A 14,600-nucleotide genomic window follows, 5' to 3' on the forward strand; every position below is an offset into this window, starting at 1 on the left:
CTCAGCGTGCGTGGCGCCGTACCAACACGCGTGGGCTCAGGCCGGTGAGCTGGCGCGCATCGCGCACCAGGTGCGGCGCATCGCCGTAACCGGCATCCAGCGCGGCGTCGGTCAGACTGCGGTGCTGGCCGGCGATACGCAAAAAGCGCTGCAGACGCAGCACCCGCTCCAGCGTCTTGCTGCCATAGCCGAACGCATCCTGGCAGCGACGGCGCAACGAGCGCTCGCTGAGACCCAGGGCCTGGGTCAATTCGCTCAGCCGGGCGGGGGTGCCGGCACTCAATCGATCGAACAGCCACGCCATCTGGCGGTCTTGCGATGTGCCGTGCTGTCGACACAGCGCCTGCAAGGTGTGCAGCGGGTCGGCACCGTCTTCCAGGCGGTGTTGCCAGGTGCGCCCTTGCACGCCCCACAGCGATTCCAGTGCAACGCGTTGGTCGGCAATGGCATGTAGCGGGAGCTTCAGCAGGCCGGCTGCCGCACCCGCTGCCAGGCGCACCCCGCTCAGCGCACTGCCCGGTGCCAGCGCTGCCATGGCGGCGGTGCGATCGGGCCCGGCAACCAACAGCAGCGTGCCATCCCAGATCAGATCGACGCTGCCATCGGGCAAGACCAGCACGGGGTCCGTTGCGGCCGTGCCCTGGCGAAAACGCCAACTGCACTGCAGCTGCGCGTGTAACGCCGGCGGTGCCGGGCTCTCGGCATAACAGGACTCGGAGAGTTCGGACATCAGTGTGTTGTGCGAAGAGGTGGATGCCGTGCGGCTCGGTGGCCGCGGCGATGAGAGTGCATGGCGTCGACCGCATTCGGTCGACATCGCAGGCCCGCGCCGACGCAACCATCGTGGCCGCATCCGGCAGGCTGGCGCTGCCTCGTCAATGCGGCCGGTTGCCCGCGCCCAGCACGTTGGCGGTGACAGTGTGCCGGCCGCGTTGCAACCAGGCCACCATCGGCGAGGCCATCACCGTGGTCACCAGCGTCATGCCGAACAATAGGGTGAACAGGTCGGGCCCGATCACGCCGCTGTCCAGGCCGATCTTGATCACCACCAGTTCCATCAGGCCGCGTGCGTTCATCAGCGAACCCACGCTCAGGCTATCGCGCCAATCGTGGCCGCCCAGGCGCGCGCCCAGGGTGCAGCCGACCAGCTTGCCGGTCACCGCCACGCCGACCACCAGCGCAAAGCCGGCCACACCTGCGCCGACGAACACGCCGGGGCTGGTGGCCTGGCCGGCGACCGCAAACAGCACCGGCATCAGCAGGGTGATCGCCAGGGGTTCGATGCGCCCCGCCAGGTGTTCCAGCAGGCGGTCATCGCGCGGTACGCAGATGCCGAACAGGAATGCGCCGAAGATCGCATGCAGGCCGATCCATTCAGCCGCTGCGGCGCAGGCCAGCACACCGATCAGCACCCACACCAGCGCAGTTGACGCATAGCCTCCATCGCTTGCGCGCGGGGTGAGCACGCGCGCATACACCGGCTTCAACACGCCGAACACCACCTCAATCAGCACCACCGCACCGGCCGCAGTGAACGCAACGCCGCCATGGCTGTTGCCGCCGGTCAGGGTGAGCACGATCGCCAGGAACATCCACACCGTGGCATCGTCGATCACCGCCGCGCCCAGGGCCAGGCGGCCGGCCGGCGTGCGCGTCATGTTGCGGTCCTTGAGGATGCGCGCCAGCACCGGAAACGCAGTCACCGACATCGCTGCGGCAATGAACAAGGCAAAGGGCCAGAAGCCGATGCCTTGCGGAGCAAAGCGCGCAAACAACCACGATGCGGCGGCCAGCCCCAGCAGCAACGGCAGCACGATACCGGACAGCCCCACCAGTACTGACGCGCGCACCTGCGCAGTGGTGCCTTCCGGCGCACGCAATTCCACGCCGACGATGAACATGAAAAGCACCACGCCGATGTTGGCCAGGCCCGACAGCGGCGGCAAGCTGCTGGCGGCGAACAACATGTCATGCAACTCCGGCAGCCACGCGCCGAATGCAATCGGCCCCAGCAGCAGGCCGGCGGCCATTTCGCCGATCACCGGCGGCTGCCCGAAGCGTTGCAGCAGCGCACCGCATGCACGCGCCGCGCCCAGGATCAGCGCCAACTGCACCAGCAATAACATGGTCGGATTCATTGCGTCAGCCTTGGTTGGTTGAGTCGGCTCGCCCATGCAGTGCGGAACGGTTGCGCATCTGGTCAGTTGTTTCCCCGGACTGATCAGCGGTGACATGCCGTCCCCACAGCATCGGCCTAGTCTATGACGACAACCGCCGTGCGTTTGCATCGAGCCGACATGCTGCGGCAATGCGGCGTGGTTCGCGCTGTAGGCGGGAACCGTCGTCGGTGCTGCTTGTGTGCGCTTGCACGGCTTGATCGAACGACGCCTTCAACGGCAACCCGCATGTCGCACACGGCATCGCAGATGGAGCGCGCGTAGCGGCCTCATGCGCGGTGCCTGGCGAGCAAGCTCAGGCGCGATGCGAGCTCATGCCTGCACAGCAGGCAGCAGACTCACCGCTCCGAATCGCCACTCTCGTCATACCCGCGCGGGGTAAACAGATCCGGCTGGATCAGCTCGATAAAGGCACGCGCCTGCGGCGATAGATATTTGCCCTTGCGCACCACCACGCCATAACTGCGGGTGGGGAAGTAGTCCTTCAGCGAGCGGGTGGCGAGTTTGTCGCGGTCTGCATCGGTGACGCAGATCGCGGTGACGATGGAGATGCCCATGTCCATCGCCACGTATTGCTTGATCACTTCCCAGCCGCCCACCTCCAGCGCCACGGTGTAGGGCACCCGTGCCTGCTGGAAGATCAGATCGACCAACCGATAGGTCACCTGCCGGCGCGGTGGCAGGATCAGCGGATACGGCGACAGATCCTGCAGTGTGACCGTGGACTTGCTGGCCAAGGGGTGGTCGGGCGGGGTGATCAACAGCTGTTCGAAGCGGTACACCGGCGCGTAGTTGAGGTCGGCCGGCACGTCCAGCATCGAGCCGATCGCCAGGTCCACTGCGTCTTCGCGCAGTAGGTCGGTGCCGTCGGCGCTGATGGCGTTATGCAGGGTCAGCCGCACGTCCGGGTGGCGCGCGCGGAAGTTCGCCACGATGCGCGGCAGCAGGTACAGGATGGTGGAGCTGTTGGCGGCGATATTGAGCTCGCCCGCATCCAGCCCACGCACCTTCTCGCGAAAGCTCGTCTCCAGCCCGTCCAGGCTTTCCACCAGCGGCAGTGCCATGTCGTAGAGCAACTGGCCCTCGCGGCTGGGTGCCATGCGGCGCCCCGAGCGCTCGAACAAGGCCACGCCCAGGTCGCGTTCCAGCGCCTGCAGTTGCAGCGTCACCGCCGGCTGGCTCACGTACAGCGCCTCAGCCGCCCGTGAGACAGAACCCAGACGCACCGTCTGGCAGAACGCGCGCAGCGGCTTGAGCCGGTCGGATTTGTATGAAAATCGCGGGGTTGGCGCCATATGGGTATGTTCTGAAACCCAATATAAGTCAGGCTTATTTACAGCATTGATAAAACTGCTTTGTCAAATAGTTGCTAGCGGAGCACGGTGCAGGTCCGGACGCACAAGGACTCCCAGACATGTCTGCCACCGCTTTTGCCCCACGTCCTACCGAACGCGCCACGCCCGGTCTGTCGCTGACCATGCAGATCGCAGGCCAGGCAGAACTGCTGCCGGCCGCCGCGCTGGCCTTGCTGGTGTCGTTGCACCGCGCGATCGAACCCGGTCGCCAGCAGCGCCTGGCCCAGCGGCGCGCCCGCCAGGCCGAGTTCGATGCCGGCCAGCTGCCGGACTTCCGCCCAGACACCCGCGCCATCCGCGATGGCGACTGGCGCGTCGCCGCACTGCCGTCGGCACTGCAGGACCGCCGCGTGGAGATCACCGGCCCCACCGATCCGAAGATGGTCATCAACGCGCTGAACTCCGGCGCCAAGGTGTTCATGGCCGACTTCGAGGATTCCACCGCGCCGACCTGGCGCAACCTGCTGGCCGGCCAGCGCACGCTGGCCGCTGCGGTGCGCGGCGAGCTCAGCTTCGATGCGCCCAACGGCAAGCATTACGCGTTGCGCCCGGAAGCCGAGCGTGCGGTGTTGATCGTGCGCCCGCGCGGCTGGCATCTGGATGAGAAGCACGTGCTCATCGATGGGCAGCCGCTGGCTGGCGGCCTGTTCGATGCGGCGGTGTTCGCCTTCCATAACGGCCGCGCGCTGCTGGCCAAGGACCGTGGCCCGTATCTGTATCTGCCCAAGTTGCAGAGCATGGAAGAAGCCGCGCTGTGGGAGACCGCGCTGGCGCATATCGAAGCGATGCTTGGCCTGCCGCACGGGCAGATCAAGGTGACCGTGCTGATCGAAACGCTGCCGGCGGTGTTCGAGATGGACGAGATCCTGCACGCGCTGCGCGAGCGCATCGTCGGGCTCAATTGTGGCCGCTGGGATTACATCTTTTCGTATCTGAAAACCTTCCGCGCGCATCGCGACCGCGTGCTGCCCGAACGTGGCCAGGTCACCATGACCCAGCCCTTCCTCAAGGCGTATTCGGAACTGTTGATCAAGACCTGCCATCGCCGCGGCGCGCATGCGATGGGCGGCATGGCCGCGCAGATTCCGATCAATCACGACGAGGCCGCCAACGAGCAGGCGATGGCGCGCGTGCGTGCCGACAAGCTGCGCGAAGTCAGCACCGGGCACGATGGCACCTGGGTGGCGCATCCGGCGTTGATTCCGGTGGCGATGAAGATCTTCGACGAGCACATGCCCACCGCGCATCAGCAGCATGTCTTGCGCAACGACGTGCAGGTGACGCGCGACATGCTGATCGCGCCTTCACCGGGCACCGTCACCCGCGCCGGGTTCGAGGGCAATGTCGAAGTCTGCGTGCGTTATCTGGCCGCCTGGCTGGACGGCAATGGATGCGTGCCCATCCACAACCTGATGGAAGACGCCGCCACTGCCGAAATCAGCCGCGCGCAGCTGTGGCAGTGGTTGCATCACGGCCAGCACCTGGACGACGGCACTGCGATCGATCAGCCCCTGTTGCAGGCCACGTTGCGTGCGCTGCCGGCACGCCTGGGCGCGACCGATGCACTGCCGGGCGCCGCGCGCATCGACGACGCCATTGCACTGCTGGATACACTCAGCCATGCCGATGCGCTGGCCGACTTCCTCACCGTGCCGGCGTATCGCCTGATCGATTGAGCCAACGCTGCAGCGACACGCCGGCGCACGCGCGCTGTCGCTGCAGTCCATCCACGTCATGCACCACACCGCCGGTTGCGCCCACGCGCGCAACGACGGCCTTGCCATGCCCGGCGCGCGTGTCATTGCGCCCTTCCTTCCTCGTTGCATCCGTCGTATCCCTGCCAGGAGAACGCACCATGAGCAGCACACTGCAGACCGCCGAACAGATCCAGCAAGACTGGGCCAGCAACCCGCGCTGGGCCGGCATCACCCGCAACTACACCGCCGCCGACGTGGTGCGCTTGCGCGGCACCGTACATGTCGAGCATTCGCTGGCGCGGCTGGGCGCGGACAAGTTGTGGAATGCATTGCACGCCGCGCCGTTCGTCAATGCGCTGGGCGCGTTGACCGGCAACCAGGCGATGCAGCAGGTCAAGGCCGGGTTGAAGGCGATCTACCTGTCCGGCTGGCAGGTCGCCGCCGATGCGAACCTGGCCGGGCAGATGTATCCGGACCAGTCGCTGTATCCGGCCGACTCGGTGCCGGCGGTGGTCAAGCGCATCAACAATACCTTGTTGCGTGCCGATCAACTGCATCACGCCGAAGGCAACGACGAGATCGACTTCCTGCAGCCGATCGTGGCCGATGCCGAGGCCGGCTTTGGCGGCGTGCTCAACGCCTTCGAGTTGATGAAGGCGATGATCGAAGCCGGCGCGGCCGGCGTGCACTTCGAGGATCAGCTGGCGTCGGTGAAGAAGTGCGGCCACATGGGCGGCAAGGTGTTGGTACCCACCCGCGAGGCAATCGAAAAGTTGAATGCCGCGCGTCTGGCGGCCGATGTGCTGGGTGTGCCCACGCTGCTGATCGCGCGCACCGATGCCGAGGCGGCCGATCTGATCACCAGCGACGTGGATGCCAACGACCAGCCGTTCACCACCGGGCAGCGCACCGTCGAAGGCTTCTTCAAGACGCGCAACGGGCTGGATCAGGCCATCAGCCGCGGGCTGGCCTATGCGCCGTACGCGGATTTGATCTGGTGCGAGACCGGCAAGCCGGATCTGGACTTTGCGCGCGCCTTTGCGCAAGCCATCCATGCAAGATTCCCCGGCAAATTGCTGGCCTACAACTGCTCGCCGAGCTTCAACTGGAAGAAGAACCTGGATGACGCCACCATCGCCAAATTCCAGACCGAGTTGGCGAGCTACGGCTATAAATTCCAGTTCATCACCCTGGCCGGCTTCCATGCCTTGAACTACGGCATGTTCAACCTGGCGCACGGCTACGCACGCCGCCAGATGAGCGCCTTCGTCGAGTTGCAGCAGGCCGAGTTTGCGGCGGCCGAGATGGGCTTTACCGCGGTCAAGCATCAGCGCGAGGTGGGCACCGGCTATTTCGACGCGGTGACGCAGGCAATCCAGCAGGGCCAGTCGTCCACCACCGCGCTGCGTGGCTCGACCGAGGAGGAGCAGTTTCATGGCGAGAAGGCCGCGTAACCCAGCGCACAGGCGCCGCAAACGCCTGCCAGCAGGCCGCGGGATGGATCGGAGCGTGCGGTCTTTGCCCGCTGGCAAGCCCGCACCAGCACCGCAAAACGGCGCTCGTATCGCTCGCGGTCTGCTGCAGACGGTTGGCGCGCACTGCCAGGAGGGGAGAAGGGCTCGGGAAACCGAGCCCGATTTTTTTTGCCAATACCCGTCATTTCGTCTCAAGCTTAATGAGAGGGAGTGTGACCTGGTGCTGAACAAAACGCTCCTGTACGATGCTGAGGCAGGCCGGCGCTGCAGGTCGGTCTAAGGGATTTTGGGATGACGTGCCATAACACTGCCGGCGCAGTGGAGCCGACGGGGAGCGTTGCAAAGACGCTGTCGGACGGGCTGCATGCGCTCATGACTGCCGAAGAGCTGGGGTTTTTCGCCCGCTTTGGCCGCGCCCGCGAATTGGCCGCCGGCCAGGCGCTGTTCGAGCGCGGTGCAGTGGGCACGCAGATGTTCATCGTGGTCAGTGGCCAGATCGATCTGGATTTCGGCGAAGACCTGATGCTCAAGCACCTGGGCCCGGGCGAATTCTTCGGCGAACTTGGCCTGTTGATCGGCGACCATGCGCGCAGTGCCGGCGCCAGCGCATCCACCGACACCCGTTTGATCGAACTGGCGCACGAGGACTTCCAGCGCCTGGTCGATCACGACCCGTCGATGGTGGCGCATTTCCTGCGCCGCTCCATCGTGCGCGTGGTCAACAACGAGCAGCTGCTGATCCGCCAGCTGCGCCGGCGCAACCACGACCTGGAAGCGGCGCTGGACAACCTCTACGTCACCTCGCACCAGCTCAACCACACCGAAGAACTCAGCCGCACCGACGAACTCACCGGCCTGCACAACCGCCGCGGGCTCGCCCTGCATCTGCAGGAATGCCGGCGCGCCGGTCGCGTGCCCGGGGTGGGTCTGATCCTGATCGATTGCGACCGTTTCAAGCGCATCAACGACGAATTCGGCCATCTCGCTGGCGACCGCGTGCTGCAGAACGTCGCCCACGCGCTGCGTTCGGTGATCGCCGACGGTGACCTTGCCTGCCGGCTCGGAGGCGACGAATTCTGCGTGCTGGTCGCGCAGGGCACCCGGGAGCTGCTGCATCACATCGGCGAATGCATCGTGCGCGCAGTGGAAGCGCGGCTGTGGAACGGCCAGAGCGAGCAGGGCTGCTCGGTCAGCCTGGGCCTGTGCATGATCGATGCCGACGCGGCATGGAACGATTGGTACACGCTGGCCGACAGCGCGCTGTACGAAGCAAAGCGGCAAGGCGGCAATGTGCTGTGCATGCATGAAGCGCTGGGGTCGGGCAGCACGCAGCCAGCCGGCAACGCAGCCACGTCGGACAATCGCTGAGCAATGAGCGCCCGCACCCACGCACGCAAGGATGCGTCGTCGGAAGCGACCCAGGCGCCGCGCTTGCGCACCTTGCTGCTGACCGACCTGTGCGACTCGACCGCGCTGGTCGAGCGCATCGGTGACAATGCCGCCGCCGCGCTATTTCGCGAGCACGATCGGTTGGTGGTCAAACTGCAGCAGCAGTGGCGCGGCCGGCTGATCGACCGCTCGGACGGATTGTTGCTGTTGTTCGATCGCCCCATCGACGGCCTGGGCTTTGCGTTGGATTACGCCCGCGGCCTCAAGGCGATGGGCGATGCGCGCGCGCTGACGCTATGCGCGCGCCAGGGCCTGCACGTCGGCGAAGTGCTGACCTGGCGCAATAGCGACGAAGCGGTCAGCATCGGTGCCAAACCGCTGGAAGTCGAAGGCCTGGCCAAGCCCACCGCCGCACGCCTGATGTCGATGGCGCGGCCCGGGCAGATCCTGTTGTCGGCAGTGGCCGAGTCGTTGACCCACCGCGCCGCACGTGAACTGGGCGACCGCGGCGAACGCATCCTGTGGAAATCCCACGGCCGCTGGCGCTTCAAGGGCGTACCCACGCCTATGGAGATCTATGAGGTTGGTGAGATCGATGTCACGCCATTGCGCGCGCCGAAACATTCGCCGAAGGCATGGCGGGATATTCCGCTGTGGCGGCGGCCGGCGGCACTGTTGGCAGAAACTGCCTTGGTCGTCGCCGTGTGCGTGTCGGCGTGGTTTTTCACCCGTTCCGAGCCAGCCATTGCGTTCTCCGAACGTGGGTGGGTGGTGGTCGGAGATCTACGTAATCTCACCGGCAATACGTTGCTCGACAGTTCGCTCGACCAGGCGCTGCGCATCAGCCTGGAGCAGTCGCGCTACGTCAATGTCCTGAGTGAGATGAAAGTGCGCGACACCATGGCGCGGATGAAGCGCGATCCTGATCGCGTAATCGTCGATCGCGCGATCGCCTCGGAAGTGGCGCTGCGCGATGGTGCAAGCGCTGTGCTGCTGCCGACTGTCGCGGAGATTGGCGGCAAGCTTCGTTTCAGCGTTGAGTTGGTGGATCCGCGGACCCAGACCACGGTCTACTCGGAGTTTGTGCAAGGCGATGGCTTGCCATCGGCACTGTCCTCGGTGGATCAGGTGACCCGCAAGCTCAGGCAGGGCCTGGGTGAGGTGGTGGCTTCGATCGACAAGAATTCCGTGCCGTTACCCGCCGTGACAACGTCCAGCCTGGATGCGCTGCGGGCTTATGCCCTGGGGGTCGACGCGACGGCGAAAGGCCAATGGAAAGAAGGGCTGGAGCTGTTCGAGCGCGCGGTGGCTATCGATCCGGAATTTGCGCTCGCGTATCTGGGGGCGGCACGCATCAAGGTGGCGGTCTCCGATCGCCGTGGTGCGCTTCCTTACCTGGAGAAGGCAATTCGTTTCCGTCAGCGTTTGCCTGAGCGTGACCAGTTGTACATGGATGCATGGGCAGCCGAGTTGCTAGCACCCGACAAGGCATTGACGCTGTGGAGAACGCTGGCCTCGCTCTACCCGGACAATTTTGCCGGCACCGCGAACGCATCATGGCACTTATTCGTTGCCAATCATTTTGCCGACGCGTTGCCATACGCGCAGGCGGCCGATGTTCCGCAGGACCCGCTGCGCGCGATCGCGACCGATCGGGTTGGACGCATTCTGCTGGCACAGGGAAAGGCCGAAGCGGCACTGCAGCGTTTTTCCATTCCCGGTGATGCCGATCGTGCCGGCCCGCTTCGGCGCCAGGCGAACGCGCTGGCGGTGTTGAATCGCCATGTCGAAGCGAAGCAAACGCTCGACAGGATCGTCGAGAAAGGCTACGCCAACGACGATGTGGTGCCATTGATCGATCGCACCAGCATCGCAATCGATCAGGCCGACTGGACCGCTGCGCGTGCAGCGATTGCACAAGGTTTGGCGCGCAGCAAGCAAGGCGACGATTTCAACCATCGCCAATTCTCGGTCATTGCGGTGACGAGCGATGCTTTGGTCGATCCATCCCTTGCGACGGCGGCAGCGCTCAAGCCGACGTTTGATCGGTTGGTGTCTGCTGTCATTGACGATGGATCGGCAACGGTAAACCTGCAGGACAATGCCGCGATGGTGCTGATCCTCGCAAGCCAGGCGCAGCGGAGCGGCGATAACAGCCTCACCGCCCGCGCACTCGCAGCGATCAAGCCGGCGCTTGTGCATGAAACGCCGGTGCTTGCCGACCTGCGCGCCATTGTCGAAGCCCAGCAGTTGGCGTTGTCGGGCGACCGTGCGGCAGCCATCGCACGCCTGCCGGTCAGCGATGGTGATCTTTTTCAGACACGCGTAACGCTCTACACGCTACTGCACGAGAGCGGTCGGCACGCTGAGGCGTTGCAACAGGCACGTTGGCTGCTTCTCCATCGCGGGCGTGCTTACATCGAAGCAAATGCGTCGCAAACGCTGCAGCCGCTCAATGTTGCCGATGCGCGTCTGGCCCAGCTCTGGATGGCCGAGTCGCTGCACGCACTCGGCCGTACCCAGGAGGCGCGCGAACAGGCGCAGGCGTTTGCGCGCGCCTGGTCTTTACCGAATCTGCCTGCTTATTTACGCAGCAGGGTGGAACGCATGCTGTCCGACTCGAAGGCGAAGATCACGGTGTGATTGGCCTTTTCGGTCAGGTAGCTTTGCAGCTCGGCACGAGCCGCTGCAATGTCCTGCTTGGATGCGAGCTGATTGGTGTTCATGCAGTAATAAGCCTCTCCCACGCTGGGGACGGCGTTGTCCGCACTCACGCCAGGTGCACCGATCTGGGCAAGCGCCTGCGCCGGATTGCATTGAAAGCAGTCGCGGAAGTCGTCGTCGGTTGCCAGTAGCTCCAGCAGCTTGTCGGCTGTGGATGCATCAAACGGAAGATGGGTGTTATTGGCTGCGTCGGTCATGGTGTGGCTTACCTGGAGAGTGAGGGAGTGTGCTGTCGTATGACGTGGGACCTGACACAATATCGACCGTGCTCATGCGTCCTTGAGATGTTCCTATGCAAATTCGTCGCTGTACCACGTTGTTTTTTGAACTGCGCGACGATTCGGTGTTTGATCTTGCACGATTGCTTGCCGGGGGCGATGGCCTGCGTCGCCGCACACGATGGCTGGCGCTCGCGCCTCATCTTGAGGCGGAGGTGGAGGTTTCAAAGGAAGAGCGTGAATGGTTGGGCGAGTTGAGTCCCTCGCGCTTGCAGTCCATCGATCAGATGCAGCCGTTGCCAATCTGGACGGAGCGTTTGATCGAGCAAGGTCTTGTGATCAGCGATCAACCACAACATGTTCAGCACCGCCGCAACGACGAGTGCGTGCAGCAGCAGCGCTGGTGGCCATTGGCCGCGTTGTGGCATCGATCTGCACGCTGGAGCGGCGAAGACAGTGTGGCCACCATGGAAGCGCATGGCCTGACAACTGCAGAAGGCATGGTCGGCCGACTGGGCGCCCCCCCGGCAGAAATCGTAGACCGAGGCGAGGGTGGCATCGAAGCGCGCATTGCCCTGCCGCGGTCAACCCCGGGCACGTTCGATGAGCTGCTGTCGCGTCGCGTCACCTGTCGCAATTTCGATAGGCAGCGTCCACTGTCACCCATCTTGCTTGGCCAGATGCTTGAGCGCAGCGTCATGGCAAGCGCGCGCATCGAAGTGGGGCACGACACCGCGTTCTTGAAGAAGCCGGTACCGTCAGGGGGCAGTCTCCATCCCACCGAAACCTATCTGCTGGTCCAGCGTGTCGAGGGAATGACGAGCGGTCTCTATCACTATCGCCCTGTCGATCATGCTTTGCAGCCATTGCAGTCGCCACCGCAGCCGCTGGTGGACTTCGCGCGTCGTGCCGTGTCCGGGCAGCACTGGTTTGCCGATGCGCCGGTGCTGGTGATCCTGGTGCCGCGATTTTTACGCAGTTTCTGGAAGTATCGAAACCACGCCAAGGCCTACCGCGCAATGATTCTGGATGTCGGCCATATCGCGCAGACGCTTTATCTGAGCGCAACCGACCTGGGGCTGGGAGCGTTTGTCACCTCGGCAATCAACGAGGTGGACATCGAACAGGCGCTTGGCCTGGACGGCCTGCAGGACGGCCCACTGGCCATCTGCGGATTCGGTTGGCGTGGCGAGGAAATGAACAATACCGAGCTGGATCCCGGCGGGGCAGTGTGGCCGGCTGGTCGTGATCCAGAGGCGGCCAAGGACATCGGATCCCATTAGCGAGAGACCATCACACATCTCTCGATCTGGACCGCTTGGCGAGGGAAGTCAGGCATGCCGGCTAGTTGGAGAACCTCGCTACAACCGTCAGCGCTCGTCGTTGCAGGCGAACGCTGACGTAGATCCAAAGCAAGCACTTCGCAATGGCGTTACCGCCGAATCGCCTGCGTATGCGTCTTCAATGCATCGCTCAGACCGTTCACCTTGTCGGCGCCTTCCGGCACGGTGATGCTGGAGCCGGTCAGGTCGTCGCCGATCGGTTGCACGCGGCCGCCCAGGCACTGGCCCAGGAACCCTTCGGTCACTGCGTTGAAGGCCTTGCTGTTTTCCGGGCGGCGGAAGCCGTGGCCTTCGTCGGGGAACAGCACGTAGGTGACCGGAATGTTCTTGGCCTTCATCGCGTTGACGATCTGGTCGCTCTCGGCCTGCTTGACGCGTGGGTCGTTGGCGCCCTGGCCGATCAGCAGCGGCTTGCTGATCTTGTCGACATGGCTGAGCGGGGAGCGCTCGGTCAGCCACTGCTTGCCGGCCTCGGTGGCCGGGTCGCCCATGCGTTTGGTCAGCTGCTTGTAGAAGCTGGCCCAGTACGGTGGCACGGTGCCGAGCAAGGTGTTGAGGTTGGCCGGGCCGACGATGTCCACGCCGCACTTGAACGCGTCCGGGGTAAAGGTCAGGCCGACCAGCGTAGCGTAGCCGCCGTAGCTGCCGCCCATGATCGCTACGTCCTCGGGCCTGGTCACGCCTTGCTTGACCGCCCACTGCACGGCGTCGAGCAGGTCGTCATGCATCTTGCCGGCCCACTCGCCGTTGCCGGCGTTGGTGAAGGCCTTGCCGAAGCCGGTGGAGCCACGGAAGTTCACCGCCAGCACCGCATAGCCGCGATTGGCCAGCCACTGCTCATACGGCCCGTAGCCGTAGCTGTCGCGCGCCCACGGGCCACCATGCACGAACAGTACCAGCGGCACCGGCTTGTCGGCCTTGCCATCGTGATTGGCGTCAGCCTCGGCGGGCAGGGTGAGGTAGCTGACCAGTTTGAGGCCGTCGCGCGCGGTCAGTTCCTGCGGCCACATCGGGACCAGCGGTTTGCCGTCGAGCGCGGGGCGGGCGGAGAACAATTTGGTCAGCTTGCCGCCGTCTGCACGGTCGTAACGGTAGTAGCTCAGCGGTGTCTCTGCCGCCGAATACCCCACGATCCAGATGCGATCGTCGAGGGTGCGTGCGGCAACGCTGGCATCGCCGCTGCCGAGCGACTTGAGCTTTTGCAGGTCGGCGGCAATGCTGGTGTCCAGCGCCTTCCATTCCTCGCGCAGATAGTCGGTGGACACGGCTTGCACCACGCCGGTCCTGGGGTCGTTCAAGGTGGCGCCGACATCGGTGCGCGGGTTTTCGAACAGCAGCGTGCGCGCATTGCTGGCGGTGTCGATGGCATACAGCGCCGCGGTGTCGCGATTGCGCGAATCCTGCATGTACAGCGTCTTGCCGTCGTCGGTCAGCCCGTCGGGCGAGGTGTTGCTGACATCCTCGAACGGGATGCGGTCCACGCTCTTCCAGCGCTTGCCGTCCGGCACCAGCAGCTCTCTGCCGGCATCGTCGGTGGCGCGCGTGGCGTAGCGCAGCTGGTAGTTGCCGTCGAGCAGATAGGAATCCAGGCTGTCGGTGTTCTGCTGCACCAGGCTGCGCTTGCCCGAGGCCAGGTCCACCCGATACAGGTCATGCCATTTGGGATCGCGGTCGTTCATGCCGACCATGATCGACTCGGGGTGCTGCGCGCTGACGCGATACACCTCGGCGTTGGTCTTCTTGAACGGGGTGAGGTCCTTGCTGCTGCCATCGCTCAGATTCACCGAGAACAGATGGAAGTCCTCGTCGCCGCCGTTGTCGCGCAGGTACAGCAGCGTGTTGGGTTGATAGGTCCAGAAATAAGTGCGGATGCCGCGTGCGGTGTCCTTGGTGATCGCGCGCGCCTGATCCGGTGCATCCACCGGGGCGACCCAGACATTGAGCACGCCCTCCAGCGGCGCGACCCAGCTGAGGTATTTGCCGTCCGGGCTGATGCTCACGTTCGCCCGTTCCGGGTTGCCGAACAGCGCATCGCGGGTGATCAGTTCGGTTGGCGCCGCAGGTGCTTGCGCAGCGGCCGGGGCTGGCGCGGCAGCCTTGTCGGTGGTGGGCGCGGCGTTGTCGCTGCAGGCAGACAGCGCGAGCAGCATGCTGGAAACAAGAAGCAGGCGTTGCATGGACGTCTCCGGTCTGGGGCGCGGCCACTCCAGCCGCTTTCCCCA

Annotated in this window: 10 protein-coding genes; 5 read left to right on the plus strand and 5 right to left on the minus strand. The window is 64.6% G+C overall.

Going from position 1 to position 14,600, the window contains the following annotated elements; genetic code table 11:
* Window position 1 precedes the first annotated feature (1 nt).
* From ABQY64_RS01360 to ABQY64_RS01370, 3 genes are all read right to left on the minus strand, one after another.
* Entirely contained in the window at window positions 2–730 is a 729-nt protein-coding gene (locus ABQY64_RS01360; RefSeq protein WP_024939022.1) for a helix-turn-helix domain-containing protein, read from the minus strand.
* Between the two features lie 145 nt (window positions 731–875).
* Complete coding sequence (locus ABQY64_RS01365; protein WP_349780154.1) at window positions 876–2,138, minus strand: cation:proton antiporter; 1,263 nt, start codon at window positions 2,136–2,138, stop codon at window positions 876–878.
* A 377-nt stretch (window positions 2,139–2,515) separates the two neighbouring features.
* Window positions 2,516–3,472 (minus strand): LysR family transcriptional regulator, encoded by a 957-nt coding sequence (locus ABQY64_RS01370; RefSeq protein WP_166769426.1) that lies wholly within the window; start codon window positions 3,470–3,472, stop codon window positions 2,516–2,518.
* A 119-nt stretch (window positions 3,473–3,591) separates the two neighbouring features.
* Here ABQY64_RS01370 and aceB point away from each other — a divergent pair, with 119 nt between their 5' ends.
* The 4 genes from aceB to ABQY64_RS01390 all read left to right on the plus strand — a co-directional run bounded on the left by aceB (window position 3,592) and on the right by ABQY64_RS01390 (window position 10,736).
* The gene (aceB, locus tag ABQY64_RS01375; protein ID WP_349780155.1) at window positions 3,592–5,208 is read left to right on the plus strand and encodes a malate synthase A; all 1,617 of its coding nucleotides are present in this window, start codon (window positions 3,592–3,594) and stop codon (window positions 5,206–5,208) included.
* 179 nt (window positions 5,209–5,387) lie between these two features.
* Window positions 5,388–6,683: an isocitrate lyase gene (gene aceA / locus ABQY64_RS01380; RefSeq protein ID WP_349780156.1), complete on the plus strand. Its 1,296-nt coding sequence runs from the start codon at window positions 5,388–5,390 to the stop codon at window positions 6,681–6,683.
* Window positions 6,684–6,995: 312 nt separating this feature from the next.
* Window positions 6,996–8,072, plus strand: a complete 1,077-nt coding sequence (locus ABQY64_RS01385; protein ID WP_104574445.1) for a diguanylate cyclase — start codon at window positions 6,996–6,998, stop codon at window positions 8,070–8,072.
* 3 nt (window positions 8,073–8,075) lie between these two features.
* Complete coding sequence (locus ABQY64_RS01390; protein WP_349780157.1) at window positions 8,076–10,736, plus strand: putative peptide modification system cyclase; 2,661 nt, start codon at window positions 8,076–8,078, stop codon at window positions 10,734–10,736.
* On the opposite strand, the gene ABQY64_RS01395 is transcribed toward ABQY64_RS01390, so the two are convergent.
* Window positions 10,676–11,014: an NHLP-related RiPP peptide gene (locus ABQY64_RS01395; RefSeq protein WP_349780158.1), complete on the minus strand. Its 339-nt coding sequence runs from the start codon at window positions 11,012–11,014 to the stop codon at window positions 10,676–10,678. The two genes, ABQY64_RS01390 and ABQY64_RS01395, sit on opposite strands and share 61 nt — an antisense overlap.
* A 95-nt stretch (window positions 11,015–11,109) precedes the next feature.
* Between ABQY64_RS01395 and ABQY64_RS01400 the strand changes: the two genes are divergently transcribed.
* Window positions 11,110–12,318 (plus strand): putative peptide maturation dehydrogenase, encoded by a 1,209-nt coding sequence (locus tag ABQY64_RS01400; RefSeq protein ID WP_104593702.1) that lies wholly within the window; start codon window positions 11,110–11,112, stop codon window positions 12,316–12,318.
* A gap of 149 nt (window positions 12,319–12,467) precedes the next feature.
* On the opposite strand, the gene ABQY64_RS01405 is transcribed toward ABQY64_RS01400, so the two are convergent.
* A complete protein-coding gene (locus ABQY64_RS01405; protein WP_349780159.1) occupies window positions 12,468–14,555 on the minus strand; it encodes a S9 family peptidase in 2,088 nt (695 codons plus the stop codon).
* Window positions 14,556–14,600 lie beyond the last annotated feature (45 nt).

Source organism: Xanthomonas sp. WHRI 7065, assembly GCF_040203115.2.
GTDB lineage: Bacteria > Pseudomonadota > Gammaproteobacteria > Xanthomonadales > Xanthomonadaceae > Xanthomonas > Xanthomonas arboricola.

What these genes read in the sequence shown, in the direction of transcription:
- ABQY64_RS01370 (WP_166769426.1), bottom strand. Translation starts at nt 3,472, where the DNA reads ATGGCGCCAACCCCGCGATTTTCATACAAATCCGACCGGCTCAAGCCG.
- ABQY64_RS01400 (WP_104593702.1), top strand. Translation starts at nt 11,110, where the DNA reads ATGCAAATTCGTCGCTGTACCACGTTGTTTTTTGAACTGCGCGACGAT.
- aceB (WP_349780155.1), top strand. Translation starts at nt 3,592, where the DNA reads ATGTCTGCCACCGCTTTTGCCCCACGTCCTACCGAACGCGCCACGCCC.
- ABQY64_RS01390 (WP_349780157.1), top strand. Translation starts at nt 8,076, where the DNA reads ATGAGCGCCCGCACCCACGCACGCAAGGATGCGTCGTCGGAAGCGACC.
- ABQY64_RS01365 (WP_349780154.1), bottom strand. Translation starts at nt 2,138, where the DNA reads ATGAATCCGACCATGTTATTGCTGGTGCAGTTGGCGCTGATCCTGGGC.
- aceA (WP_349780156.1), top strand. Translation starts at nt 5,388, where the DNA reads ATGAGCAGCACACTGCAGACCGCCGAACAGATCCAGCAAGACTGGGCC.
- ABQY64_RS01385 (WP_104574445.1), top strand. Translation starts at nt 6,996, where the DNA reads ATGACGTGCCATAACACTGCCGGCGCAGTGGAGCCGACGGGGAGCGTT.
- ABQY64_RS01360 (WP_024939022.1), bottom strand. Translation starts at nt 730, where the DNA reads ATGTCCGAACTCTCCGAGTCCTGTTATGCCGAGAGCCCGGCACCGCCG.
- ABQY64_RS01405 (WP_349780159.1), bottom strand. Translation starts at nt 14,555, where the DNA reads ATGCAACGCCTGCTTCTTGTTTCCAGCATGCTGCTCGCGCTGTCTGCC.
- ABQY64_RS01395 (WP_349780158.1), bottom strand. Translation starts at nt 11,014, where the DNA reads ATGACCGACGCAGCCAATAACACCCATCTTCCGTTTGATGCATCCACA.